General features: G+C 30.8%; 25 protein-coding genes and 1 rRNA gene. 18 read left to right on the forward strand and 8 right to left on the reverse strand.

Features of this window, described 5'->3' with window-relative positions; translation table 11 throughout:
* The first annotated feature begins 9 nt into the window (after positions 1–9).
* From rrf to frr, 10 genes are all read left to right on the forward strand, one after another.
* Positions 10–126: ribosomal RNA gene (gene rrf, locus ACMOUI_RS08785) — 5S ribosomal RNA — on the forward strand.
* Positions 127–294: 168 nt separating this feature from the next.
* Positions 295–474: a hypothetical protein gene (locus tag ACMOUI_RS08790; RefSeq protein WP_418965333.1), complete on the forward strand. Its 180-nt coding sequence runs from the start codon at positions 295–297 to the stop codon at positions 472–474.
* A 131-nt stretch (positions 475–605) separates the two neighbouring features.
* Positions 606–773, forward strand: a complete 168-nt coding sequence (locus tag ACMOUI_RS08795; RefSeq protein ID WP_023052384.1) for a 4Fe-4S binding protein — start codon at positions 606–608, stop codon at positions 771–773.
* Between the two features lie 89 nt (positions 774–862).
* The gene (locus ACMOUI_RS08800; RefSeq protein ID WP_418965334.1) at positions 863–3,643 is read left to right on the forward strand and encodes a UvrD-helicase domain-containing protein; all 2,781 of its coding nucleotides are present in this window, start codon (positions 863–865) and stop codon (positions 3,641–3,643) included.
* 27 nt (positions 3,644–3,670) lie between these two features.
* Positions 3,671–4,690 carry a 3-deoxy-7-phosphoheptulonate synthase gene (gene aroF, locus ACMOUI_RS08805; RefSeq protein ID WP_418965335.1) on the forward strand — a complete coding sequence of 340 codons (1,020 nt, stop codon included), beginning with the start codon at positions 3,671–3,673 and terminating at the stop codon, positions 4,688–4,690.
* A complete protein-coding gene (locus tag ACMOUI_RS08810) occupies positions 4,681–5,409 on the forward strand; it encodes a polyphenol oxidase family protein (RefSeq protein ID WP_418965336.1) in 729 nt (242 codons plus the stop codon). The genes aroF and ACMOUI_RS08810 overlap by 10 nt, the downstream gene beginning before the upstream one ends.
* Before the next feature lie 118 nt (positions 5,410–5,527).
* Positions 5,528–6,271, forward strand: coding sequence for a 30S ribosomal protein S2 (gene rpsB / locus ACMOUI_RS08815; protein WP_418965337.1), 744 nt, complete (start codon positions 5,528–5,530; stop codon positions 6,269–6,271).
* A 90-nt stretch (positions 6,272–6,361) separates the two neighbouring features.
* The gene (gene tsf / locus ACMOUI_RS08820; protein ID WP_418965338.1) at positions 6,362–7,249 is read left to right on the forward strand and encodes a translation elongation factor Ts; all 888 of its coding nucleotides are present in this window, start codon (positions 6,362–6,364) and stop codon (positions 7,247–7,249) included.
* Positions 7,250–7,324: 75 nt separating this feature from the next.
* Positions 7,325–8,041 (forward strand): UMP kinase, encoded by a 717-nt coding sequence (gene pyrH, locus ACMOUI_RS08825; RefSeq protein ID WP_418965339.1) that lies wholly within the window; start codon positions 7,325–7,327, stop codon positions 8,039–8,041.
* A 15-nt stretch (positions 8,042–8,056) separates the two neighbouring features.
* Positions 8,057–8,617 (forward strand): ribosome recycling factor, encoded by a 561-nt coding sequence (gene frr, locus ACMOUI_RS08830; RefSeq protein ID WP_418965340.1) that lies wholly within the window; start codon positions 8,057–8,059, stop codon positions 8,615–8,617.
* A 14-nt stretch (positions 8,618–8,631) separates the two neighbouring features.
* On the opposite strand, the gene modB is transcribed toward frr, so the two are convergent.
* Genes modB through ACMOUI_RS08845 form a run of 3 tightly spaced genes read right to left on the reverse strand, consistent with a single transcriptional unit; the run spans position 8,632 to position 10,728 of the window.
* Positions 8,632–9,285, reverse strand: coding sequence for a molybdate ABC transporter permease subunit (modB, locus tag ACMOUI_RS08835; protein WP_418965355.1), 654 nt, complete (start codon positions 9,283–9,285; stop codon positions 8,632–8,634).
* Positions 9,282–9,941, reverse strand: coding sequence for a molybdate ABC transporter substrate-binding protein (gene modA / locus ACMOUI_RS08840; RefSeq protein ID WP_418965341.1), 660 nt, complete (start codon positions 9,939–9,941; stop codon positions 9,282–9,284). Before modA ends, modB begins: the two co-directional genes overlap by 4 nt.
* A gap of 19 nt (positions 9,942–9,960) precedes the next feature.
* Entirely contained in the window at positions 9,961–10,728 is a 768-nt protein-coding gene (locus tag ACMOUI_RS08845) for a type III pantothenate kinase (protein ID WP_418965342.1), read from the reverse strand.
* Positions 10,729–10,854: 126 nt separating this feature from the next.
* Here ACMOUI_RS08845 and ACMOUI_RS08850 point away from each other — a divergent pair, with 126 nt between their 5' ends.
* The 6 genes from ACMOUI_RS08850 to ACMOUI_RS08875 are packed head-to-tail and all read left to right on the forward strand — an operon-like array spanning position 10,855 to position 16,853.
* Positions 10,855–12,018, forward strand: a complete 1,164-nt coding sequence (locus ACMOUI_RS08850; RefSeq protein ID WP_418965343.1) for a nucleotidyltransferase — start codon at positions 10,855–10,857, stop codon at positions 12,016–12,018.
* Positions 12,019–12,025: 7 nt separating this feature from the next.
* Positions 12,026–13,225 carry a CCA tRNA nucleotidyltransferase gene (locus ACMOUI_RS08855; RefSeq protein WP_418965344.1) on the forward strand — a complete coding sequence of 400 codons (1,200 nt, stop codon included), beginning with the start codon at positions 12,026–12,028 and terminating at the stop codon, positions 13,223–13,225.
* Positions 13,222–14,514 carry an MFS transporter gene (locus tag ACMOUI_RS08860; RefSeq protein WP_418965345.1) on the forward strand — a complete coding sequence of 431 codons (1,293 nt, stop codon included), beginning with the start codon at positions 13,222–13,224 and terminating at the stop codon, positions 14,512–14,514. Before ACMOUI_RS08855 ends, ACMOUI_RS08860 begins: the two co-directional genes overlap by 4 nt.
* Before the next feature lie 9 nt (positions 14,515–14,523).
* Complete coding sequence (locus ACMOUI_RS08865) at positions 14,524–15,639, forward strand: ComEC/Rec2 family competence protein (protein ID WP_418965346.1); 1,116 nt, start codon at positions 14,524–14,526, stop codon at positions 15,637–15,639.
* Between the two features lie 33 nt (positions 15,640–15,672).
* Positions 15,673–16,272: a site-2 protease family protein gene (locus ACMOUI_RS08870; RefSeq protein WP_418965347.1), complete on the forward strand. Its 600-nt coding sequence runs from the start codon at positions 15,673–15,675 to the stop codon at positions 16,270–16,272.
* A 5-nt stretch (positions 16,273–16,277) separates the two neighbouring features.
* A complete protein-coding gene (locus tag ACMOUI_RS08875) occupies positions 16,278–16,853 on the forward strand; it encodes an IMPACT family protein (RefSeq protein ID WP_418965348.1) in 576 nt (191 codons plus the stop codon).
* A 17-nt stretch (positions 16,854–16,870) separates the two neighbouring features.
* Here the strand turns inward: ACMOUI_RS08875 and ACMOUI_RS08880 are convergent, their stop codons facing one another.
* Positions 16,871–17,554 (reverse strand): TIGR02206 family membrane protein, encoded by a 684-nt coding sequence (locus ACMOUI_RS08880; RefSeq protein WP_418965349.1) that lies wholly within the window; start codon positions 17,552–17,554, stop codon positions 16,871–16,873.
* A gap of 15 nt (positions 17,555–17,569) precedes the next feature.
* Positions 17,570–18,190: a viroplasmin family protein gene (locus ACMOUI_RS08885; protein WP_418965350.1), complete on the reverse strand. Its 621-nt coding sequence runs from the start codon at positions 18,188–18,190 to the stop codon at positions 17,570–17,572.
* Positions 18,191–18,364: 174 nt separating this feature from the next.
* Between ACMOUI_RS08885 and rpmE the strand changes: the two genes are divergently transcribed.
* Both rpmE and upp read left to right on the forward strand, forming a co-directional pair.
* Positions 18,365–18,577, forward strand: coding sequence for a 50S ribosomal protein L31 (gene rpmE / locus ACMOUI_RS08890; protein ID WP_256690113.1), 213 nt, complete (start codon positions 18,365–18,367; stop codon positions 18,575–18,577).
* Positions 18,578–18,633: 56 nt separating this feature from the next.
* Entirely contained in the window at positions 18,634–19,257 is a 624-nt protein-coding gene (upp, locus tag ACMOUI_RS08895; protein ID WP_418965351.1) for a uracil phosphoribosyltransferase, read from the forward strand.
* Positions 19,258–19,282: 25 nt separating this feature from the next.
* Here the strand turns inward: upp and ACMOUI_RS08900 are convergent, their stop codons facing one another.
* The 3 genes from ACMOUI_RS08900 to ACMOUI_RS08910 are packed head-to-tail and all read right to left on the reverse strand — an operon-like array spanning position 19,283 to position 21,756.
* Positions 19,283–19,705, reverse strand: coding sequence for a MarR family winged helix-turn-helix transcriptional regulator (locus tag ACMOUI_RS08900; RefSeq protein WP_418965352.1), 423 nt, complete (start codon positions 19,703–19,705; stop codon positions 19,283–19,285).
* The gene (locus ACMOUI_RS08905) at positions 19,698–20,699 is read right to left on the reverse strand and encodes a DUF2955 domain-containing protein (protein ID WP_418965353.1); all 1,002 of its coding nucleotides are present in this window, start codon (positions 20,697–20,699) and stop codon (positions 19,698–19,700) included. Before ACMOUI_RS08905 ends, ACMOUI_RS08900 begins: the two co-directional genes overlap by 8 nt.
* Positions 20,689–21,756 (reverse strand): HlyD family secretion protein, encoded by a 1,068-nt coding sequence (locus ACMOUI_RS08910; RefSeq protein ID WP_418965354.1) that lies wholly within the window; start codon positions 21,754–21,756, stop codon positions 20,689–20,691. Before ACMOUI_RS08910 ends, ACMOUI_RS08905 begins: the two co-directional genes overlap by 11 nt.
* Positions 21,757–21,797: the final 41 nt, after the last annotated feature.

Below are 21,797 nucleotides of genomic sequence, written 5' to 3' on the forward strand. Positions count from 1 at the left end.
TAAATATTGATTGGCAACGATAGCTATGGAGGTACACCCAGTAACATTTCGAACCTGGAAGTTAAGCCCATAAACGCTGAAAGTACTTGGGGGGCAGCCCCCTGGGAGGATAGGAAGTTGCCAATCTTTTTTATTTTTTGTAATTTTTCTTTAGAAGAAAAAAATACTAATTTTTTCAATTTTTTATAATTTTCTTTTTGAAGAAAAAGGAATATATAATTTTTGAGGTATAAGATTGTAGAATAATAGAAAGTATAGTATAAAATCAAAAAAAGAAAAAAGGAGAGGGTTAGTATGAAAAAAATATTTGGACTTATTTTATTATCAACAGTTTTATTTTCACTAGTAGGATGTACAACAGCTCAAAAGTCAAATAATAAGGTTGTATCGAAAGATGGTGTTATTTGTGATGTATGTGGGCAGTCATTAAGAGGGGTAGATGCATCGTATAGTAATAATGATCCTAAGTTTTAACGACCGACTTAAAGTTTGTTTTTCAAAATTTTGTGAAAAAAATGTATTTTTTTCAACCAAAATAGCTTGACTTTTTCCATTTAATTGGGTATAGTAGGAGTAGAAACATAAAAAATAGGGAGGTATTTAGAATGCACGTAATTGATAAAGATACATGTATTGGATGTGGAGCTTGCGAGGGAACTTGCCCAGTATCAGCAATATCAGCTGACGCTAATGGAAAATATGAGATTGGAGAGGCTTGTGTAGACTGTGGAGCTTGCGCAGGAGTTTGTCCAGTATCAGCGATAACAGCATAGTAAATAAAGAGTTTAAAGCTTAGGTAGAAAACCTAAGCTTTATTTTTTTTTGTTTTTTTTGTATACTAAAAATAAAAAGGGCGGTTATTATGAATTTAAACTTAAGTCAAAAAGAAGCTGTGGAGAATATAGATGGACCTTTACTTATAATAGCTGGTCCAGGATCTGGAAAAACAAAAACTTTAGTTGAAAGAATGGTTTATATGATAAAAGAAAAAAATATAAAACCTGAGGAGATTTTAGTATCTACTTTTACAGAAAGAGCTGCAAGAGAACTTTCAACAAGAATAACAGATCGTTTAAAAAATGAGAGTATACATTTAGAAAATTTATATATAGGAACAATTCACTCTATCTGTTTAAAAATAATTGATGAAAATATAGAGAGCTCAAACTTAAAAAAAGGGTATAGAGTTTTAGATAATGTAGATCAGAAATTTTATCTATTTTCTAAATTAAGGTATTTTAAAGAGATTGATGGATTTAAAGATTTTTTTAAGGATAAAACATATTTAAACAATTGGAAAATAGGGGAGCATCTGATTAAATGGTTCAATAGATTCAGTGAAGAGGGGCTGGAACTAGAGGATGAAAGCTTTCTATCTAAAAGTTATTTAATCTATAAAAATCTTCTTTTCAGTGATAATGTTATAGATTTTTCTATGATTCAGTGTGAAGCCTATAGAATTTTAAAGGATAGTCCAAAAGCTTTTGAAAATTTTCAAAATAGAATAAAATATATAATGATAGATGAGTATCAAGATACCAACTCCATACAAGAGAAATTAATATTCTTAATGGGAGGGAAAAATCAAAATATCTGTGTTGTTGGTGATGATGATCAGGGTATATATAGATTTAGAGGAGCTACAATTAAGAATATTCTTCAATTTCCAGGACGAGTTGGGAAGCAGTGTAAAGTTGTCAAATTAGAGGTAAATTATAGATCAGAGAAGGATATTGTAAACTTTTGTAGAGAGTGGATTGATAGCTTATACTGGGACGATTTTAGGCATACAAAAGAGTTGGTTGTTCCAAAGGAAAAGGATATTGATAGAACCAGAGTGGTGAGATTATCTGTGGAAGATTCAGAAAATAAGTGGCAGGAACGGATCGCCAATTTTCTAATTTTTATGAAAAATTCTAAAAAGATAGATGACTATAATCAAGTGGCATTTTTATTTAGATCTGTAAAAAATAGAAAGATTGTTTCTTTAGCTCATTATTTGGAGTATAGAGGGATTGGTGTATACTCTCCAAGATCCAACCTCTTCTTTAACAGAGATGAAATTATCCTAATAATTGGGATATTTTTATATGTGATTTTAAGGGATGAAAGTAAAGTCTATACAAGTGAATATAAGTTGGATATACTGGACTATTATAAAAAATGTTTAAATATTGTGGATAAAAAGAGAAAAGTCGATGAGGAGTTTAAAGAGGAGTTAGAAACTTTAAAAACTGAATATAGTGATATTAAAAAAGGGATAGGAAGATTATTGAGTTTATACTATAAAATAATATCTTTGAAATGTTTCAAAACTATATTTGAGAATATGGAGAATGGAGTGTTAGAAAATAGAGAGCTCTATAACTTAGGGATATTTTCAAAGATAGTTGAAAAGGCTGATAGTATAATGGGAATACAGTGCTTGAGTAATGAAAATATTATAAAAGTTGGAGATTATTTTTTTACAATGCATTTGAAATTTTTAAAGCAAAATGGAGTGGATGAATATGAAGATCTTAGGGAGTATGCACCGAAAGGAGCAGTTTCATTTTTAACAATTCATCAATCCAAAGGACTTGAGTTTCCCGTGGTTATTGTGGGTTCTTTAGAAAGTGTTCCAGAGGGTGAAAGAGATGATGAGGAGCACTTAGAAAAAAAGTATATTCCATATAATGATTTTGAACCAGAATATAGAGTGAAAGATTTTGATTTTTGGAGACTTTATTACACCGCATTTTCTAGGGCCAAAAATCTTTTAATATTAAGTTGTATAGAAACTAATAAGGGAAAAAAACAAGTTCCATCTCTTCCATTTAGAAGAGTTTATGAGAGTATTCCAGATATATTGTCAGGAGAGTTGAATTTTTCGGAACTGAATATAGAGAGTACAAATAAAATAGATATAAAAAATAGCTATTCATATACAGGTGATCTTTTAAAATATAAGGAGTGTCCATATAAATATAGATTGAATAGAATATATGATTTTCAAAGGGAGAAGACGCCTGAAAATTTCTATGGAACTTTGGTGCATGAATCTTTGGAATATATAAATAGAATGCTATTGAGCGGAGAGACACTAAATTCGGAAAGTATTGAAAAAGATTACTATAGTAACTATGATATAATGAGAAAAAGAGATGGAGTATCTTTAAATAAGGATATTTTAGAGATTGGATTTGAGCAAGTTAAAAACTATTTAAAAAGTGAATATATAGATAAAAAGATAGTGGATGCAGAGAGAACTCTTTTTATATTTAGAGATAGATACTCCATAGAGGGAAAATTAGATTTAATTATTAAAGATACCAAAGGATTAAAAGTTATAGATTTTAAAACTGGAACAGACAATTTAGATGAAGAGAGCTTGGAGAACTATGTGTCACAGATTAAACTTTATTGTTATTTATTATCTGTAAATACCAATGAAAAAGTTATAGGTGGTGAGATATATTTTATAAAAAATCAAAGAAAAATAGAGGTACCTTACATCAAAGGTGATGAAAAGAAGATTCTTGATAATTTTGATACGATAACAGAGCAGATATCGCAAAATATATTTTCGGAAAAAAGATTATCTAAAGAAAAATGTTTAAAATGTGAATTTAAAAATCACTGTTTTGGTATAAATATGATATAATAATAATAAAAAAATTAGGTGATAAAAATGTATGTAGTGTTAAAAGAGAAGGCTACATCTGAAGAGATCTTGGAGTTAAAAAGATTTATACAGGAAACAGGACATGGAGCTTTAGAGATTCTAGATGGTGGCATAAGAAAAATTGGAATAATGGGAAAAAAAGATGGATTAACTAAAGAGAATTTAAAAAACTTCTCCATAGTGGAGGAGGTTTTAAAGATAGGGAAACCTTTTAAATTTGTTAGTAGAGAGTTTAAAAAAGAGGATACAATAATAGAGTTAAAGGGAAGAAAAATTGGATCAACAGATATGATACTGATGGCAGGACCATGTTCAATCGAAAATAAAGATATGATAATGGAGATTGCAAAGGTTGTAAAAGAGAATGGAGGAGAGTTTTTAAGAGGAGGAGCTTTTAAACCAAGAACATCTCCATATGATTTTCAAGGCTTGGGAGAAGAGGGACTTAAGTATATGAGAGAGGCTTGTGATAAATATGATCTTTTGATGGTAACAGAGGTTATGGATACAAGAGATATAGAGCTAATAGGAAAGTATACAGATATGTTTCAAGTTGGAGCTAGAAATATGCAAAATTTCAGCCTATTAAAGGAGCTGGGGAAAACAGATAAACCAGTTCTTTTAAAAAGAGGTTTAAGTGCAACAATGAGAGAGTTCTTAATGGCAGCAGAGTATATAGTAGCTTTTGGAAATCAAGATGTGATTCTTTGTGAGAGAGGAATTAGAACATTTGAAATAGCTACTAGAAATACAGTGGATATAAATGCAATAGCTCTTTTAAAAGAGAAGTCTCATCTTCCAATAATAGTAGATGCAAGCCATGGAACGGGAAAAAAATCACTGGTTGAACCTGTAACTTTAGGGTGTATATTAGCAGGAGCAGATGGAGCTATGGTAGAGATTCATCAAAATCCAAGCTGTGCACTATCAGATGGAGAGCAAAGTCTAAATTTTGAAGAGTTTAAAAAACTGTGTAAAAAATTAAAAAAGACATTGGAGTTTAAAGAGAGTTTAAAATGTTTATAAAGAAAGATTTTTACTATGAGCTTGAAGAGTTTAATAGATTCGGAATAAAAGCAGTGTATACAACCAGAACTTTAGGTGATGTTAAAAATGAAAGAGACAGAGAGAAAATATTGAAAACACTGGATCTTTCAGATAAAAAAGTGTACTCAGGCTTTCAAACACACTCATCAAATATAGCTATAATAGATGAAAAAACACCAGAGTTTTTGGAAGATACAGATGGATTTATAACTCAAAGAGAGGATGTTGTTATATTTACAAAATATGCTGACTGTTTACCTATATATCTATATGACAAAAATACAGGAGCTTTTGGATGTGTCCATTCAGGGTGGGTTGGAAGTTTTAATGGTATTGGAATAAGAGCTATTGAGATTTTAAAAACACACTTTGAAAGTAAATTAGAGGATATAGTAGTGGGCTTTGGAATTGGAATATCAATTGAAAACTATGAGGTATCTGAGGAGTTTGTTTTAAAATTTAAGGAAAAATTTAAAGCAAATATTTTGGAAAAAGTTTTTTTAAAAGTAAAAAATAGATATTATTTTGACAATCAACAATTTAATTATAATACTATGATAGATTTAGGAATAAAAAAAGAAAATATTATATTGAACAACCTATGCACATATAGAGATGATTTCCACTCATATAGAAGAGACAGGGAAGGCTCAGGAAGAAATGGAGCATATATATTTATTGACAAAGATAGAAAATAATGATACAATAATTTGCTAATAAAATGCACATTGATTATTTCTAAACAGGGTGCCCCTTAGGGGATGTTTAGTTTTGAGATCAATGGAAGAAATAACCAAAATTAGGAGGAATTAAAAAATGGCAGTAATTACTATGAAACAATTACTTGAAGCTGGAGTTCACTTTGGACACCAAGCTAAGAGATGGAATCCAAAGATGTCTAAATACATCTTCACTGAGAGAAACGGAATCCACGTAATCGACTTACACAAGTCTTTAAAGAAAATCGAGGAAGCTTACGCTGTAATGAGAGAAATCGCAGCTAACGGTGGAAAAGTTTTATTCGTAGGAACTAAAAAGCAAGCTCAAGAAGCTGTAAAAGATCAAGCTGAAAGATCAGGAATGTACTACGTAAACAACAGATGGTTAGGTGGAATGTTAACAAACTACAAAACTATCCAAACTAGAGTAGAGAGATTAAAAGAGTTAGAGAGAATGGAAGCTGACGGAACATTAGATACAGCTTACACTAAGAAAGAGGCTGCTAACTTCAGAAAAGAGTTAGTAAAACTTTCTAAAAACTTATCAGGAATTAAAGATATGAAAGAAGTTCCAGCTGCTATATTCGTAGTAGACGTTAAGAAAGAAACTCTAGCAGTAGTAGAAGCTGCTAAATTAGGAATCCCTGTATTCGCTATGATCGATACAAACGTAGATCCAGATTTAGTAACTTACCCAATTCCAGCAAACGATGACGCTATCAGATCAGTAAAGTTAATCGCTTCTGTAATGGCTAACGCTATCATCGAAGGAAACCAAGGAAAAGAGAACGCTGAGGTTGCAACTGACGAGATCGTTGTTGAAGAAGGATCAGCTGAGTAATAAATACTTGAATTTAATGGAATTGAGTGCATAGCCCTCAATTCCTTGTACTATATAGATATGTAAAATTCTAAAAATTAGGAGGAAAAAATGGCAGAGATTACAGCAAAATTAGTAAAAGAACTAAGAGATAGAACTGGTGCTGGAATGATGGATTGTAAAAAGGCATTAGGAGAAACAAACGGAGATATCGAGAAAGCGATAGACTTACTAAGAGAGAAAGGTATTGCTAAAGCTGCTAAAAAATCAGGAAGAACAGCTGCTGAAGGATTAATATTCGACGGTGTTTCTGCTGACCACAAAACTGCAGTAGTATTAGAGTTTAACTCTGAAACAGACTTCGTTGCTAAAAACGATGAGTTTAAAGCTTTAGGAGCAAAAATGGTAGAGATCGCTTTAAGACCTGAGATCAAAACTGTTGAGGACTTAAAAGCTGCTGAAATTGATGGAATTACAGTTGAAACAACAATAACTAACTTAATCGCAAAAATCGGAGAGAATATGTCTCTAAGAAGATTCGAGAAAGTTACTGCTGAAGGGTTTGTAACTACTTACAACCACTTAGGAGGAAAATTAGGAGTTATCGTTGAGATGACTGGAGAAGCAACAGATGCAAACATTGCTAAAGCAAAAGATATCGCAATGCACGTAGCTGCTATGGATCCTAAATATGTTGATAGATCAGTTGTAACTACTGATGATTTAGATAGAGAGAGAGAGATTGCTAGAAAGCAATTAGAGGCTGAAGGAAAGCCAGCTCAAATTATCGAGAAGATTTTAGTTGGAAAAATGAACAAGTTCTACGAGGAGAGCTGTTTAGTTGACCAAATCTTCGTAAAAGCTGAAAATAAAGAGACAGTTGCAGAGTACGCAGGAGATATTAAAGTAGTTTCTTTCGCTAGATACAAAGTTGGAGAGGGAATCGAAAAAGAGGAAGTAGATTTCGCAGCAGAGGTTGCAGCTCAACTTAACGCGTAATACAACAAAGTATAGGGGTGCGACTTAGCACCCCCTTTTTTTAAGCTAAATATGATAATAGAGGAGAGTTTTGAGATGACGCCAGTTTATAATAGAATTCTATTAAAATTAAGTGGAGAAGCTTTAATGGGAGACCAAGAATTTGGAATCTCTTCAGAAACAATAACTTCGTATGCTAGACAAATAAAAGAGATAGCGGACTTAGGAGTAGAAGTAGGAATAGTTATCGGTGGAGGTAATATCTTTAGAGGATTATCTGGAACTGAACAAGGGATAGACAGAGTAACTGGAGACCATATGGGTATGTTAGCAACAGTTATAAATGCAATGGCTCTTCAAAACGCAATTGAGTTATTAGGAGTACCAACAAGAGTACAAACAGCAATTGAGATGCCTCAAATAGCTGAGCCTTTTATAAAAAGAAAAGCTCAGAGACATCTAGAGAAGGGTAGAGTTGTAATATTTGGAGCTGGAACAGGAAATCCATACTTTACAACAGACACTGCAGCAGCTTTAAGAGCTATTGAGATCCATGCAGATGTTGTAATAAAAGCAACTAAAGTAGATGGAATCTATGATAAGGATCCTGTAAAATTTGCAGATGCAAAAAAATATACAGAGGTTACTTATACAGAGGTTTTAAATAAGGATTTAAAAGTTATGGATGCCACTGCAATCTCTTTATGTAGAGAGAACAAATTACCAATTGTTGTATTTGATTCATTAACAGAGGGAAATATAAAAAGAGTAGTTCTTGGTGAAAAGATTGGAACAACTGTAATAAACGGATAATTTTAGGAGGGTAAAATGAGCGCACAAGTAATGATGAATGATTGTAAAGAAAAAATGAACAAAGCTGTAGAATCTACAAAGCACAAATTTGCTTCAATAAGAGCTGGAAGAGCTAACGTTTCAATGTTAGATGGAATAAAGATAGAGCAGTACGGATCTTTAATGCCATTAAATCAGGTTGGAACTGTATCAGCACCAGAGGCTAGATTATTAGTTATCGATCCTTGGGATAAATCGGTTATACCTACAATTGAAAAAGCTATAATGACTTCAAATTTAGGATTAACTCCAAACAACGATGGAAAAGTTATTAGACTTATGATTCCTGAGTTAACAGCTGACAGAAGAAAAGAGTATGTTAAATTTGCAAAATCAGAAGCTGAAAATGGAAAAGTTGCAGTAAGAAATATCAGAAAAGATATGAACAACAACTTAAGAAAGTTAGAAAAAGATGGAGAGATAACTGAGGACGATTTAAAGAGATTTGAAGATGAAGTTCAAAAGTTAACAGATGCAACAATAAAAACAATCGATCAACTTTTAGCTTTAAAAGAGAAAGAGATTACAACTGTATAATAAAAAGAAGAGAGCTAATAGCTCTCTTTTTTTGTCAGAAGAATATATGAAGATAAAAATAGACCACTAAAAATTAAAAGAATAACTAAAACTCTATTGGCCGATGAGTAATTTCCTGATTCAATAGCAGAATAAAGCGCAAGAGGAAGAGTTTGGGTCTTTCCCGGGATATTTCCCGCTATCAAAATTGTGGCTCCAAACTCTCCAAAAGCTCTTCCAGTACCAAGAATAATACCAGAGAATACCTTTCTATATCCCAGTGGAAGATACACGTATCTAATCATATTGATTTTAGAAATTCCAAGGCATTGAGCTGTTTCAATATAAGCTTTATCAATAGTATCAAAGCCGACCTTAATACTTTGATATATTATGGGTAAGGATACAATAATCGCTGCAATGGTAGCCCCTTGAAAAGAGAAGATAAATCTAAAATCAAAAAGTTTATAAAAAATTTCACCTAAAAAGCTATTCTTTCCCAAAAATATTATTAACATATAACCAATAACAGATGGTGGTAGAAATATTGGTAATGTAATAAAAAACTCTATTATCTTTTTTAAATTATCCTTTTTTTTTAAGGTAAAATAAAAAGCTATGCTAAATACAACATTAAAAATAAGAGATAAAGAAACGATAGATAGAGAGATTTTTAAAGGACTAATCATTCCCAACCTTTTCCTCTTAAAAATTGTAAAAATTTCTCTGAATCCTCTTTATTTTTTGTAGACTTTGAAATTCCAATTGAGTATTCAATTGGTTTATGTAGATTTTTGGGGAAAACTTCAATAACTTTGGAATTTTTTAGTAATTTAGTATCTGTTAAGTAAACTATTCCAAAATCAGCTTCTCCCAATTCAACATATGAAAGAACACTTCTAACATCTTTTCCATAAACTAAAGAGTAATCTTTAATAGGTAAGTGATCTAAAACCTCTGTGGCATATTGACCAGCAGGCACATATTTAGGATCTCCTATGGCCAAAGTACCACCGTTTGAGGAGGAGTTATTATTTTGTATCAAAACTAAAGAGTTTTCTAAGATAGGCTCCTCATCAAAAATATAGTTATTCTTTTTTAAATCTATCATGTAGTCCCTATTGGCAAGAAATATAATATCCACTTCTCCACCCTGTTCAAGTTGTCTTTTTAAAGTTCCAGATCCACCTAGATTTAATGAGATATTAAGGTCTGGATCAATTTTTTTATACTCCTCAATATTCTTTTCCAAGTATTCCTTTAACGAAGCTGCCCCACTAACCAAAATCTCTTTAGAAAAAATAGACTGAACCAAAATAAAAAACATAAAAATAATTTTTTTCATAGATACCCCCTTGATTTTTTTATTTGTTCATTTGATAAAGTGTATAAAGACCTCTTAAACTAAGTTCAGGACAATACTCATCAATCTCCTGAATCTCAGCAAAAAGAATTTTACCAAGACCTCCTGTAGCTATAACATATGGATTAGGAACAATTTTTTTAATCTCATGGATAATATTCTTCAATTGTCCAGCATAACCGTAAAAGATACCTGCTTGAATTTGCTCAGCAGTATTTTTTCCAAGGACACTTTCAGGTGTGCTGAACTTAACTTTTGGAAGCTTTGCAGTATTTCCGAATAGGGCATTTATAGACATCTCAATACCTGGAAGAATTCCTCCTCCTATGTATATTCCATCTTTTAAAACCTCATATGTAGTCGCAGTTCCAAGGTCAAAAATAACCAAGTTTCTGTTTGGATAATCGATAATAGCCTGAGCGATATCAATTATTCTGTCAGCTCCAAAACCATTTATTTGAAGATTTTCAGCAAAAGAAAATGGTAATTTTAGATTTAAATCTACAATCATAGGTTCGATTTTAAAATATTTTCTTCCTAAGAATTGAAATATTCCTATTAAGTTTGGAACAACTGAAGAGATAACGATACCATTTAGATTTTTAATTTCAACACCATTAAAATCGCATATATTTTTTAAATATGAAAAGTATTCATCCTCTGTTAATTTTTCATTTGAAGATACTCTAAAGCTAAGTAGCACATCTCCTTTAGGATCAAGTAGTCCTGTAACAATGTGAGTATTTCCAATATCTACAGCTAAAAGCATGTAATCACCGCCTAATAAAAATTTAGATAATCCATATTATAAACTATATTTAAAAAAATGTAAATTTTTCTCGGATAAATTATTTAAATGAATTATAATATAATAAATAAAATACGAGGTGTTTATATGGAAAAAGCAGTTGGAATAGTAGTTGAATACAACCCTTTTCATAATGGTCATAAATATCACTGCTTAAAGGCAAAGGAGCAGGGAGATATCGTTATAGCTGTTATGAGTGGGGATTTTGTTCAAAGGGGAGAACCAGCTTTAATAGATAGATGGAGTAGAGCGGAATTAGCACTAAAAAATGGGGTGGATATTGTGGTTGAGTTGCCAGTATTTTATTCTACTCAAAGTGCAGAGATATTTGCTAGAGGGGCTGTGGGTATTTTGGATTTAATGAAAACCAAAAAAATAGTTTTTGGATCTGAATCTGGAAATACGGAGAAACTTGTGAAAAGAGCCAAATTAGAGGAGCGAGAAGATTTTAAAGAGGAGTTGAAAAAGCAGTTAAAAGAGGGATGTTCATATCCAACTGCCTATTCAAATAGCTTAAAGTCTTTAGAGGAAAAAGAGGAGTTAGATTCAAATGATATCTTGGGAGTGGAGTATATAAAAGCTTTGGATTTTTGGAAAAGTTCTATGAAACCTGTGGCTATAAAAAGGGAGAAAAGTGGATACTACTCAGAGGGAGTGGAAGATGGAATATCCAGTGCCACTGGAATTAGAAAAAAATTGCAGATTGGAGAGGAGATTAAAGATGTTGTTCCCTCAGTGACATATGAAGTTTTAAAAAATGCTTTAAAGGAGAATAAATTTGCAAAATTAGAGGACTTTTATGATCTAATAAGATATAAAATTCTTTCTGGAAAAAACCAATTGGAAAAAATCCAAGATATTGAGCAGGGATATGAGAATAAAATCTATGAGGCCGCATTTATATCTAGAGATTTTGAAAGTTTTTTTGAGAAAATAAAGAGTAGAAGATACACCTTAGGAAGAGTTCAAAGAGTTTTAATCCATATTTTATTAGGTATAGATAAGAAACAGACAAAAGAGGTAAAAGAGAGTGTACCATATGTAAGAGTATTGGGGTTTACGTCGTCTGGACAACGTTATTTAAAAAAATTAAAAGAAAAAGATATAGAGATTTTGACATCTTTAAAAAATATACAAAAAAATTTAGATAAGAGATCATTGGAGCTTTTAGAACAGAATGAGATAGCCAGTAAGATATATTCAATGGTAAATCCCTATGAAGATAGAAAAATACCTATAATTATAAAGTAGAGGTACTATGGAAAAAATAAAAGTTACTAAGGATATAAAAAAGATATTAGATATATTGAATAGCCATGGAAAAGGGTATATAGTTGGTGGCTATATAAGAGATTGCCTATTGGGCTTTGAACCAAAAGATTGTGATTTTTGTACAGATATAGACTATGAGAAGTTGAAAGAGATTTTTAAAAATTATGCTCCAAAAGAGATAGGAAAAGCTTTTGGAATAGTTCAAATAAGTTTTAATGGGAAAAAATATGAGATAGCTAAATTGAGGAAAGATATAAAATTTACCGCATTTAGAAATAAATTGGAAGTGGAGTTTATAAAAGATATAGGTGAGGATTTAAAAAGAAGAGATTTCACAGTGAATGCAATTGCCTTTGATGGAAAGAGATTGATTTACTCATCTGAGTTAGGAAAAGAGGATATAAAAAATAGAATTTTAAGATTTGTTGGAGAGGGTAAAAAAAGGATAGAGGAGGATCCCCTTAGAGTTTTAAGAGGTATAAGAATTGCTGGAGAAAAGGACCTAACTATTCTAGAGAGTACTAAACAGGAGATTTTAAATGGTGGAAAAGAGATAAAAAGAGTGGCTATTGAGAGAGTTCAGGATGAGTTTTTCAAGATGTTAAAAGGAAAAAAATCCAGTGAATCACTCTATCTATTACACTCTTTAGGCATATTTAAAGAGCTATTTCCAAAAACAGATAAAATAATAAAATGTGAGAGTATTTTAGAAAAATTGAAAAAAATAGATATATCCCAAAATGAAAGTTTAATTATTAAACTCTCTATAATATTTTTTAAAAGCCAAGAGGAGTTAGATTTTTTAAGGTTAGATAACAGAAGCAAAAAATCTATTTTAAATATAGTGCAAAATTTAAGTAGCCTCAGTGAGATATCCAATAGATATGAGATAAAGAGATTAATATCAAAAATTGGGATAGATGATTTTAAAAACCTATTGGAGATAAAAGAATTAGAGAGAAATTTTTCACAAGTAAGAGATAAATTTGAGGAGATTTTAAATAATAATGAACCTATTTTTTTTAAAGATTTAGCTATTTCTGGCAAAGATCTATTAAATATAGGTGTTGTAAATGGAGTGGAGATAAAGACCTATTTGGAAAAATCTTTAGAAATAGTTTTAGAGAATCCAAAACTTAACATAAAAAATTACTTAATAAATAGAATAGAGGAGGATAAAATTTGAGACAGAGAATACCTTTAGCAACACAGATATTTTATGGAGTAGGGGTTAGTTATGCCATAGTGGATCAGATATTTGCTCAATGGATACTATACTTCTATCTTCCCCCAGAGAGTTCTGGATTAAAACCTTTTTTGACTCCAGTTTTAATCTCGTTAGCCCTAGCTATTTCAAGGGTTGTAGATATGATATCAGACCCAGTGGTAGGTTATTTATCGGATAAATTTAACAGTAGATGGGGAAGAAGAATCCCATTTATAGCAGTGGGAGCAATTCCTTTATCAATTACAACAGTTGCTTTTTTTTATCCACCACTGGCAAGTGAAAAAGGTACATTTATATATTTGGCTGTGATTGGATCACTGTTCTTTACTTTTTACACTATTGTAGGAGCGCCCTATAACGCGTTAATACCAGAGATTGGAGAGAGCTCAGAGGAGAGACTGAATCTATCTACATGGCAATCAGTTTTTAGACTGTTATACAGTGCAATAGCGATGATTTTACCTGGAGTTTTGATAAAATATTTTGGGAATGGAGATACTCTAGTAGGAATTAGGGGAATGGTTATATCACTTAGTGTACTTTGTGCTTTAGGATTGTATGTAACTGTATTTTTAGTTCCTGAAAAGAGATACTCACGACCTGTTGAACATGTTGGAAATATAAAGGAGATATTAAAAGAGGTTATAAAGGATAAAGATTTTAGAAATTATCTTTTAGGACTGTTATTTTTCTTTGTGGGATTTAACTCTTTAAGAGCCATGATGAACTATTATGTTGAGGATATAATGGGCTATGGGAAGGAGACTATTACCATAGCATCAGCTCTATTATTTGGAGCATCAGCTCTATTTTTCTATCCAGTAAATAAGCTTTCTAGAAAATTTGGTTATAGAAAAATAATGCTAGCATCCCTGATAGGACTGGTGGGATTAACTATATCTTTAGCACTGCTTGGAAAGGTAATTCCTGTTAAATATGGATTTTTAATATTTACTCTTTTGGGAATTCCAATATCAGGAGCAGCTTTTATATTTCCACCAGCTATGATGAGTGATATAAGTGAAAAAATAAGTAAAAGAATAAACAATAGAATTGAGGGAGTATGTTTTGGAATTCAGGGATTCTTTCTTAAAATGGCTTTTTTAGTGTCAATAGTGGTATTGCCTTTAATGCTTGTTTTAAGAGGAAGTGGTGAGGTAACAAAATTTGGAATCTACTCATCAGCAATATTTTCAGCAGTATCTTTTGTAATCTCATATATATTTTATTTTAAATATAGTGAATAGGAGAGCATGTTGAAAAAAATAGAGATTGGGGCACTAATTATAATGTTTGCCTCAATTTTCTTTTTTAGGTTGTTTTGGACAACTTTTAAAGAGAGGGTTGAGATTGGGAGCTATGTGGAGATAATTGGAAGAGTGGATGCATCTAAGGGGAGAGTAGATACAATAAATGGAAAATATCCAACGAAAAACATCTATTTTTTGGTTGATAGAGTACCAGATGGAGAAAAAATAGTGTATGGTAGGGTGAAAAAAATAGAACAATCGAAATGGGGAACACAGTATAGCTTAGAGGTGGAGAGATATAAAGAAAAAAAGGGTATATTAAAGGAGTTTTATATAGATAGAATAAAAAAAATTACCGAAGATTATTCAATAGATTTAGAGCATTTTTTAAGGGCAACTATTCTAGGGGAGGGGTATCTGTTGATGGACTCTATAAAAGAGATGTTTAGATATACAGGAACCGCTCATATACTAGTTATATCAGGATTGCATATAGGGGTTATTATTTTGGGTATGGACTCTTTATTTTTGAAATTAAATTTAAAAAAACAGATTCGATATATTTTAATTCTATGTATTTTAACAGTGTATGTCTGTGCTATTGGAAAATCGCCCTCTGTGTTTAGAGCATATATAATGGCTGTTATCTATTTATTGGGAAATATCTTATACGAAAAAGTAAACAGTGGAAAAAGCTTGATATTAGCTTTTGGTATCTCTCTTTTAGTCTATCCAGCATGGATATATTCAATCTCATTTTGGATGTCCTATGTGGCTGTTTTTTCAATAATATTTATTTATAAAAAAATACCAAAATTAAAAAATAGATCTGTCTTTATAGAGAAAGTATTAAATGCAGTAGTGATGACCTTTGTGATTCAAATCTTTATGACTCCAATTTTTTACATGTTTTTTAAAACTGTACCTATATTTTCAATTTTTAGTAATATCTTAATTATTCCAATAGCGTCGATTTTCATAGTGACCAGTTTTTTAACCCTATTTTTATCAAATTTTTACTTAGGTTTTTTAACAGCACCGTTAGTATATTATAGCTATATAATTTTAATAAGAAGTGTAGATATTATAAGTAAAATTCCATATTTGACTTTGGAATTATAATTATGCTAAGCTATTTACATGAGGTGATAATTGATGATTGTTTTTAAAGTTATAATTTTACTTTTTTCTTTAGTTTTACATGAGTTAGCTCATGGATATATGGCACTTTTTTGTGGAGATAAAACAGCCAAATATTCTGGGAGACTATCTTTGAATCCATTGAAACATTTGGATCCCATAGGGGCACTAATACCTATTTTTATGTTATTAAGTGGTTCTAACTTTATAATAGGATGGGCAAAGCCAGTACCTGTAAACTATTTCGCTTTTAAAAATGGAAGAGTGGGAGAGTTTTTAGTTTCTATAGCAGGGGTGTTGACAAACTACTTTTTAATGATATTAGGAGCGATTTTAATAAGATATGGAGTGATACCTTTTAATGATCTATCAGTCTATTTTATAATTATAAATATGGCTCTAGGAACATTTAATCTTTTGCCTATTCCACCTTTGGATGGGTCAAGGGTTGTAGCATCATTTTTAAATGATGAGAATAGAATTAAAATATTTACATTGGATACATATGGTATTTTATTTATAATAGCCCTTAGTTATTTTGGAGTTTTAAGTAGAGTGATGTCTCCTATATACAATATGTTATTAGGAGTTGTAGATTTAATAATTAGGAGTTAAAAGAGATGAAAAGCATAAAAAAAGCGGTTAGAATAGAGTTTGAAGAGAAGAAATCTAAATTTATAGGGTATGCTAAACCAATTTCAAGTAAAGAGGAAGCAGAGGACTTTATAGATATGATAAGGGAGATGCATCCAGATGCAACTCATAATTGCACAGTATATAGAGTGATAGATAGTGGTCAGGAGTACTTTAAAGCTGATGATGATGGAGAGCCAAGTGGAACTGCGGGAAAACCTATGGGGGAGATATTGACCTATATGGAGGTAAATAATGTAGTTGTAGTGGCAACTAGATATTTTGGTGGAATAAAATTAGGTGCTGGCGGACTGGTTAGAAACTATGCTAAAACTGCAAAATTAGCTATTTTAGAGGGAGAAGTAACAGAGTTTATAGAGAGAGATGAGTGTCTTTTAGATTTTTCATATGAAAAAATAAATGAAGTTGAATCTCTTCTTATAAGTGGGAATGAAGAGTTGATAAATAAGGATTTTAATGAGAGAGTGACATATAGGGTGAAAGTTTCATCTGAAACGTTGGATAAGCTAAAAGAGATTAAAGATATCCTAGTAATAATGTAAAAAACAGGTAGAGTATTCTACCTGTTTACTTTTATTTTATAATCCTTTTTTTTGAATAGAAATAGTAGGAGTAAAGTTAGTACTATATAGGTTAACTCAACCACTATTATATAGTAGGGCCAATCTCCAAAATAGTCTAAAGGAGATGAGAATGAAGGTTTTCTATTTATATAAAGATAGTTTGTTCCAAGAACAGTGTTTATAAAATAAACCCCAACTGCAATTATATTTATTCCAAGAAATGAGCCAGTCCAAGACTCCCAAGAGGGTCTTAGGTTGAAAATCTTATATTCTGTTATAGCAACAAAAATTATGTAAAAGTGCGTGGAGAAGAAACTTATATTAAAAAAGTGTGGAAAAGTCTCTCTCACTTCAGGTGTCAATAGTGCAAATATAGCTCCAATGGACCAGAAAAAAGTTGCATATAAAAATGGAGTAAATCTAAATATAGATCCAAATACAGCAAATATAAGGGTTATATTACAAAGATGTAGTGGAAGTATTTGATACCAAGCCTCTCCAATAAGTTTATATTTAATGAAAAGTTCCCCACATTTAATTAATAATATAACAAATGAAATAACTCTCATAACTTTTTTAGGTTGCGGGCTGTGGGCAACTCCAATATAAAGAAATAAAAAAAGTAAAGAATATCCCAAAATGTAAAAAAGATGTAGTCTATCAAATAGTTCAAACTCCATATATCCCTCCTAAAATTATTTGTGAAAACCTAAATCTGCAGGATTAATATCTCCAGATATATGTTGAATAGTTCCGCCTAAACTTTCAAACTGTTTTCTTTTCTCTGTAGTTTTTTGAATAAGATTTATAGTTTTATCACTGAGTGTCGATTTATTATAATGCCCTTTAGACCAATAATCAATAATTAATTTACTATCTCCAAAAATTTTGAAATTTCTTTTTCTTAAAGCGATATCAATTGCTAGGTATACTCCAATTAATTCCCCATAGTTATTTGTACTTTCTGGGGGAGCTAAATAGTTTCCAAACTCATTTATCATCTTCTCTGGAAGAATATTATCCAGTAGAGATAGTCCTAGGGCGTCGGTAACACGCACTTCCACACCTATTCCACGTCCTGTACCTGCATCAAAGTAGATAGCATCCTCCAATTTTGATTTAGCTTCTTGAATTTTTAATTTTTTATCTTCATATAGACCACCATTTTTTAGCCACTCTTTTGCTTCAACTTCACTTTTAAAGGATTTGTATCTAGCACTTTTTCCCTTTGTAATATTTTGGCACTCTGACCATGAAGTTACCACCCCAGAATAATTTTCCTTATCTATAATAAAAGCATAGTATTTTATAGCCATAATTCTCCCTCTAAAGTTTTATATTATTTTAACATAAAATCACAAAAAATAAAAAGAAAGAAGAGGAAAAATTAGTAAAAAACTTTATTCTTTTAGTAAAAAAATGTTGCAAAAGTTAAAAAATTATGATAAAATCTTTACGATAAATAGAAAGATTTTAGGAAGGTGAAATTAATGAGAAAAGGAATTCATCCAGAGTACAAAGTAATAACTGTTGATTGTACATGTGGAAACAAATTTGAAACAAGATCAACTTTAGCAAAGGGAGACGAGCTTAAAATAGCTGTTTGTTCAAACTGTCACCCATTCTACACTGGAAAAGCTAAGTTCGTAGACGCAGCTGGAAGAGTAGAGCAGTTCAACAAGAAGTTTGGATTAAAGAAATAAGAAAACGGGACTATGTCCTGTTTTTTTTTAAAGTAATATAAACTAGGGAGGTTAAAATGGCTGTAATAGAAATAAATCATCCGCTGATACAACATAAATTAACGCTGTTAAGAAACAAAAACACGGATACTAAATCATTTAGAGAGAACTTAAATGAGATATCTAAGCTGATGACTTATGAAGTAACAAAAAATTTAGTTTTAGATGAAATAGAGGTTGAGACTCCTCTGATGAAAACAACTGGATATACATTGGGAACAAACATCGCAGTTGTACCTATTTTAAGAGCTGGATTAGGAATGGTAGATGGTATAGTATCATTGATTCCAACAGCTAAAATAGGGCATATAGGAGTTTATAGAAATGAAGAAACTCTAGAACCAGTATATTATTATTGCAAACTTCCTGTAGATGTTCAAAATAAACAAGTTATATTAGTTGACCCAATGTTAGCAACAGGTGGATCTGCAATATATGCAATCGATTACTTAAAAAATGCAGGTGTTAAAAACATAGTATTTATGTGTTTAGTAGCTGCTCCAGAGGGGATTGCAAAAGTTTTACAAACACATCCAGATGTAGCAATCTACACAGCTAAAATAGATCAAGGATTAGATTCTAATGGATATATCTATCCTGGATTAGGAGATTGTGGAGATAGAATATTTGGAACAAAATAAATAAAAATAGCTGAAATTATTTCAGCTATTTTTTTATTGATTCATTTTCAAGAAGTGTAAGCAGATTTTCCAATTGATTTAAACTATTTTCATTTAAAATTAGTTGGAACTTATTATTTAACTCCTCAATAAACTCATTCACACAGTTCTCTACTCTTTCTCCATCTTTTGTTAAATTGACAGAGAAACTTCGAGCATCCTTTAAAGAGGGTATTTTTTCAATATATCCAAGTTTTTCCAGCTTTGTTAAAGTTTTACTTATGGCTGGTTTTTCAATAATTCCCATTTCAATCAGTTGCTTAGGAGAAGTCTCTCCCAACTCTTTAATTTTAAAAAGTATTATTCCTTGTGAGGCTTCTAAATTAAAATCTTTTAATTTTTCATTTAAAATCTTTCTTTGAAGCTTACTTATTCTTGAAATTAAAACAGGTATTTTAATTCTATTCATTTGAATCTCCTTCTATAAATAAGATAAGTCTAGTTAAAAACATAGAGAATAAAAGCATAACAGTGATTTGGATAGCCCTTGATGAAGCTCTTGTTATGATATCACCATAGGGAGTTAAGTATAAACAGATAGGTAGAATGGTAGCTCTAACAATTCCAAAGTAAAAACCTCTTTTAGAAGGTGTATCACTATAGTGCCCCAAGTAGATTAAAGGATAGAAAAAGAGCATTATTCCAAAGGAAAAAATAAGTGGATTATTTCCTATCCCATTGATTAAAAATGAGAAAATAATGGATATAGTGCATCCTAAAACATGGATAAAAATATTCATAAAAGACAGTTTATGTATTTTATCTAAATTTAAATTGGTATATATACCAGCTAGAGTGGCATATGCAAAAAAGGTGTCTCGAATATCAAAAATCATATATAAAATCCAAATAATAAAAATAATTATAGTGATTTTAAAAGCCTCAAAAAATTTGGGATGACTATTTTTATCAGCGGACATCTTTGACTTTTTTATCTCTTTTTTCTCCTTTGGAAAAATATATAGAAGTAAACAACCTATAATACCACCTATAAAGGTAACAGTAAAGACATCAATAACCATATTTTCCACAATTTTGTCACTATATGTGGAGTATATAGTTATAAAAGTATATCCTAAAATACCACTTCTAACAGCATTTTGATATCTGTTAGATAGGAAAAAACATATAAAGAAAAAAAGAAAGGTAAGCAATGAAAATAAAAGAAATTTATCTTTAAAAAGCTCAGAGATAAATAATCCAATAGTGGCGAAAACACCAGTCCATAAGTAATTTTTCAAAAATAACTTTAAAGAAAAGGAGGTCATCCCAGTGACAATCCCAAAGGCCACCACAGGGATTTGAAAGTTAAAAGATAGATTTGTATACTTACTTACTAAAAGTCCAATGGTTATGGCAAATAGAGTTCTTAAAATATCTTTTGAATAGTCATTAATATACATAGTTAAACACCTTTATAATATGTATCCATATCTTAGCCATAAGATTATAGAAAATATTATTATCCTTTGAAAGTAGGATAACAGAAGCCATAGAACCACTGGATAGATTTTTAATACTTTGAGAGTTTTCCACAATGAGAGAAACTCTAATTTTACCATTATCTCTTATCCAACGGTTATCCTCAGGAATATTGACCAAAGTGTTAGAGGAACTATATCCTTGCGCTAAAATAGGGCTAATATTTTCAACCTCTCCCTTAAAAATAACTCCAGGGATGCCATCAAAAAGTATAAGAGCTTTTCTACCACGAGTGATGGAGCTAATATTTTTCTCTTTTAAATCAACATTTACCTTTAAAATATCATCATTTTTTATGTAGAAAAGAGTGCTATTCTCTTTGACAAAGGTATTTTCATAGAAATTATCCATAACTACCTCACCTTTCATAGGAGATAGAATAGTGGTATTATCAAGATTTATTTTAGCCTGATTTAAAGTTCCTTTTGCTATTAAAATTGAGGGAGTGGAGTCCTCATTTTTTTTATATTTAATCTGTAAATTTTTCAGATCATTTTCACTGTTATTTAATGTTTTTTCTGAGTCTAAAAGTTTATTTCTCATATTATCTAAATCCAGTTCACTTATGAAATTCTTCCTATATAGAGTTTCAAATTTAAGAAGCTCTTTTTGATTTTGAAGAAAAATAATTCTATTTTTTTCTACAATCTCCTTAGTTTTTTCAATATCATTTTTTAAATTTTTTACTGAATCTAAAACCTCATTATATTTTCCTAAAGCGGATATGTATGAAGCAGTATAAACTTTATTATCAATTGAGAAAAGTGGTTGATTACAACTTACAGTTTCTCCATTTTTAACAAATATTTTATCAACACTTCCAGAAACTTTACTATATACCGGTGAAATTTGATATTCTAAATGAGCTCTAGAAGAGTAAGGAATATTCATCTGTACAGCAACTGTGCCTATTAAAAGAGTAAAAAAAGAAATTAAAATAATCAAATATATAAGTATAGATTTTTTATGAAATAACATATAATCACTCCTAATTTAAAATTAGTTTCCTAGGAAACTAA

Origin of the sequence: Cetobacterium sp. (assembly GCF_048470075.1) — a bacterium.
GTDB lineage: Bacteria > Fusobacteriota > Fusobacteriia > Fusobacteriales > Fusobacteriaceae > Cetobacterium_A.

Coding starts and splice junctions, on each gene's coding strand:
- ACMOUI_RS08790 (WP_418965333.1), top strand. CDS start 295: ATGAAAAAAATATTTGGACTTATTTTATTATCAACAGTTTTATTTTCA.
- ACMOUI_RS08795 (WP_023052384.1), top strand. CDS start 606: ATGCACGTAATTGATAAAGATACATGTATTGGATGTGGAGCTTGCGAG.
- ACMOUI_RS08800 (WP_418965334.1), top strand. CDS start 863: ATGAATTTAAACTTAAGTCAAAAAGAAGCTGTGGAGAATATAGATGGA.
- aroF (WP_418965335.1), top strand. CDS start 3,671: ATGTATGTAGTGTTAAAAGAGAAGGCTACATCTGAAGAGATCTTGGAG.
- ACMOUI_RS08810 (WP_418965336.1), top strand. CDS start 4,681: ATGTTTATAAAGAAAGATTTTTACTATGAGCTTGAAGAGTTTAATAGA.
- rpsB (WP_418965337.1), top strand. CDS start 5,528: ATGGCAGTAATTACTATGAAACAATTACTTGAAGCTGGAGTTCACTTT.
- tsf (WP_418965338.1), top strand. CDS start 6,362: ATGGCAGAGATTACAGCAAAATTAGTAAAAGAACTAAGAGATAGAACT.
- pyrH (WP_418965339.1), top strand. CDS start 7,325: ATGACGCCAGTTTATAATAGAATTCTATTAAAATTAAGTGGAGAAGCT.
- frr (WP_418965340.1), top strand. CDS start 8,057: ATGAGCGCACAAGTAATGATGAATGATTGTAAAGAAAAAATGAACAAA.
- modB (WP_418965355.1), bottom strand. CDS start 9,285: ATGATTAGTCCTTTAAAAATCTCTCTATCTATCGTTTCTTTATCTCTT.
- modA (WP_418965341.1), bottom strand. CDS start 9,941: ATGAAAAAAATTATTTTTATGTTTTTTATTTTGGTTCAGTCTATTTTT.
- ACMOUI_RS08845 (WP_418965342.1), bottom strand. CDS start 10,728: ATGCTTTTAGCTGTAGATATTGGAAATACTCACATTGTTACAGGACTA.
- ACMOUI_RS08850 (WP_418965343.1), top strand. CDS start 10,855: ATGGAAAAAGCAGTTGGAATAGTAGTTGAATACAACCCTTTTCATAAT.
- ACMOUI_RS08855 (WP_418965344.1), top strand. CDS start 12,026: ATGGAAAAAATAAAAGTTACTAAGGATATAAAAAAGATATTAGATATA.
- ACMOUI_RS08870 (WP_418965347.1), top strand. CDS start 15,673: ATGATTGTTTTTAAAGTTATAATTTTACTTTTTTCTTTAGTTTTACAT.
- ACMOUI_RS08875 (WP_418965348.1), top strand. CDS start 16,278: ATGAAAAGCATAAAAAAAGCGGTTAGAATAGAGTTTGAAGAGAAGAAA.
- ACMOUI_RS08880 (WP_418965349.1), bottom strand. CDS start 17,554: ATGGAGTTTGAACTATTTGATAGACTACATCTTTTTTACATTTTGGGA.
- ACMOUI_RS08885 (WP_418965350.1), bottom strand. CDS start 18,190: ATGGCTATAAAATACTATGCTTTTATTATAGATAAGGAAAATTATTCT.
- rpmE (WP_256690113.1), top strand. CDS start 18,365: ATGAGAAAAGGAATTCATCCAGAGTACAAAGTAATAACTGTTGATTGT.
- upp (WP_418965351.1), top strand. CDS start 18,634: ATGGCTGTAATAGAAATAAATCATCCGCTGATACAACATAAATTAACG.
- ACMOUI_RS08900 (WP_418965352.1), bottom strand. CDS start 19,705: ATGAATAGAATTAAAATACCTGTTTTAATTTCAAGAATAAGTAAGCTT.
- ACMOUI_RS08905 (WP_418965353.1), bottom strand. CDS start 20,699: ATGTATATTAATGACTATTCAAAAGATATTTTAAGAACTCTATTTGCC.
- ACMOUI_RS08910 (WP_418965354.1), bottom strand. CDS start 21,756: ATGTTATTTCATAAAAAATCTATACTTATATATTTGATTATTTTAATT.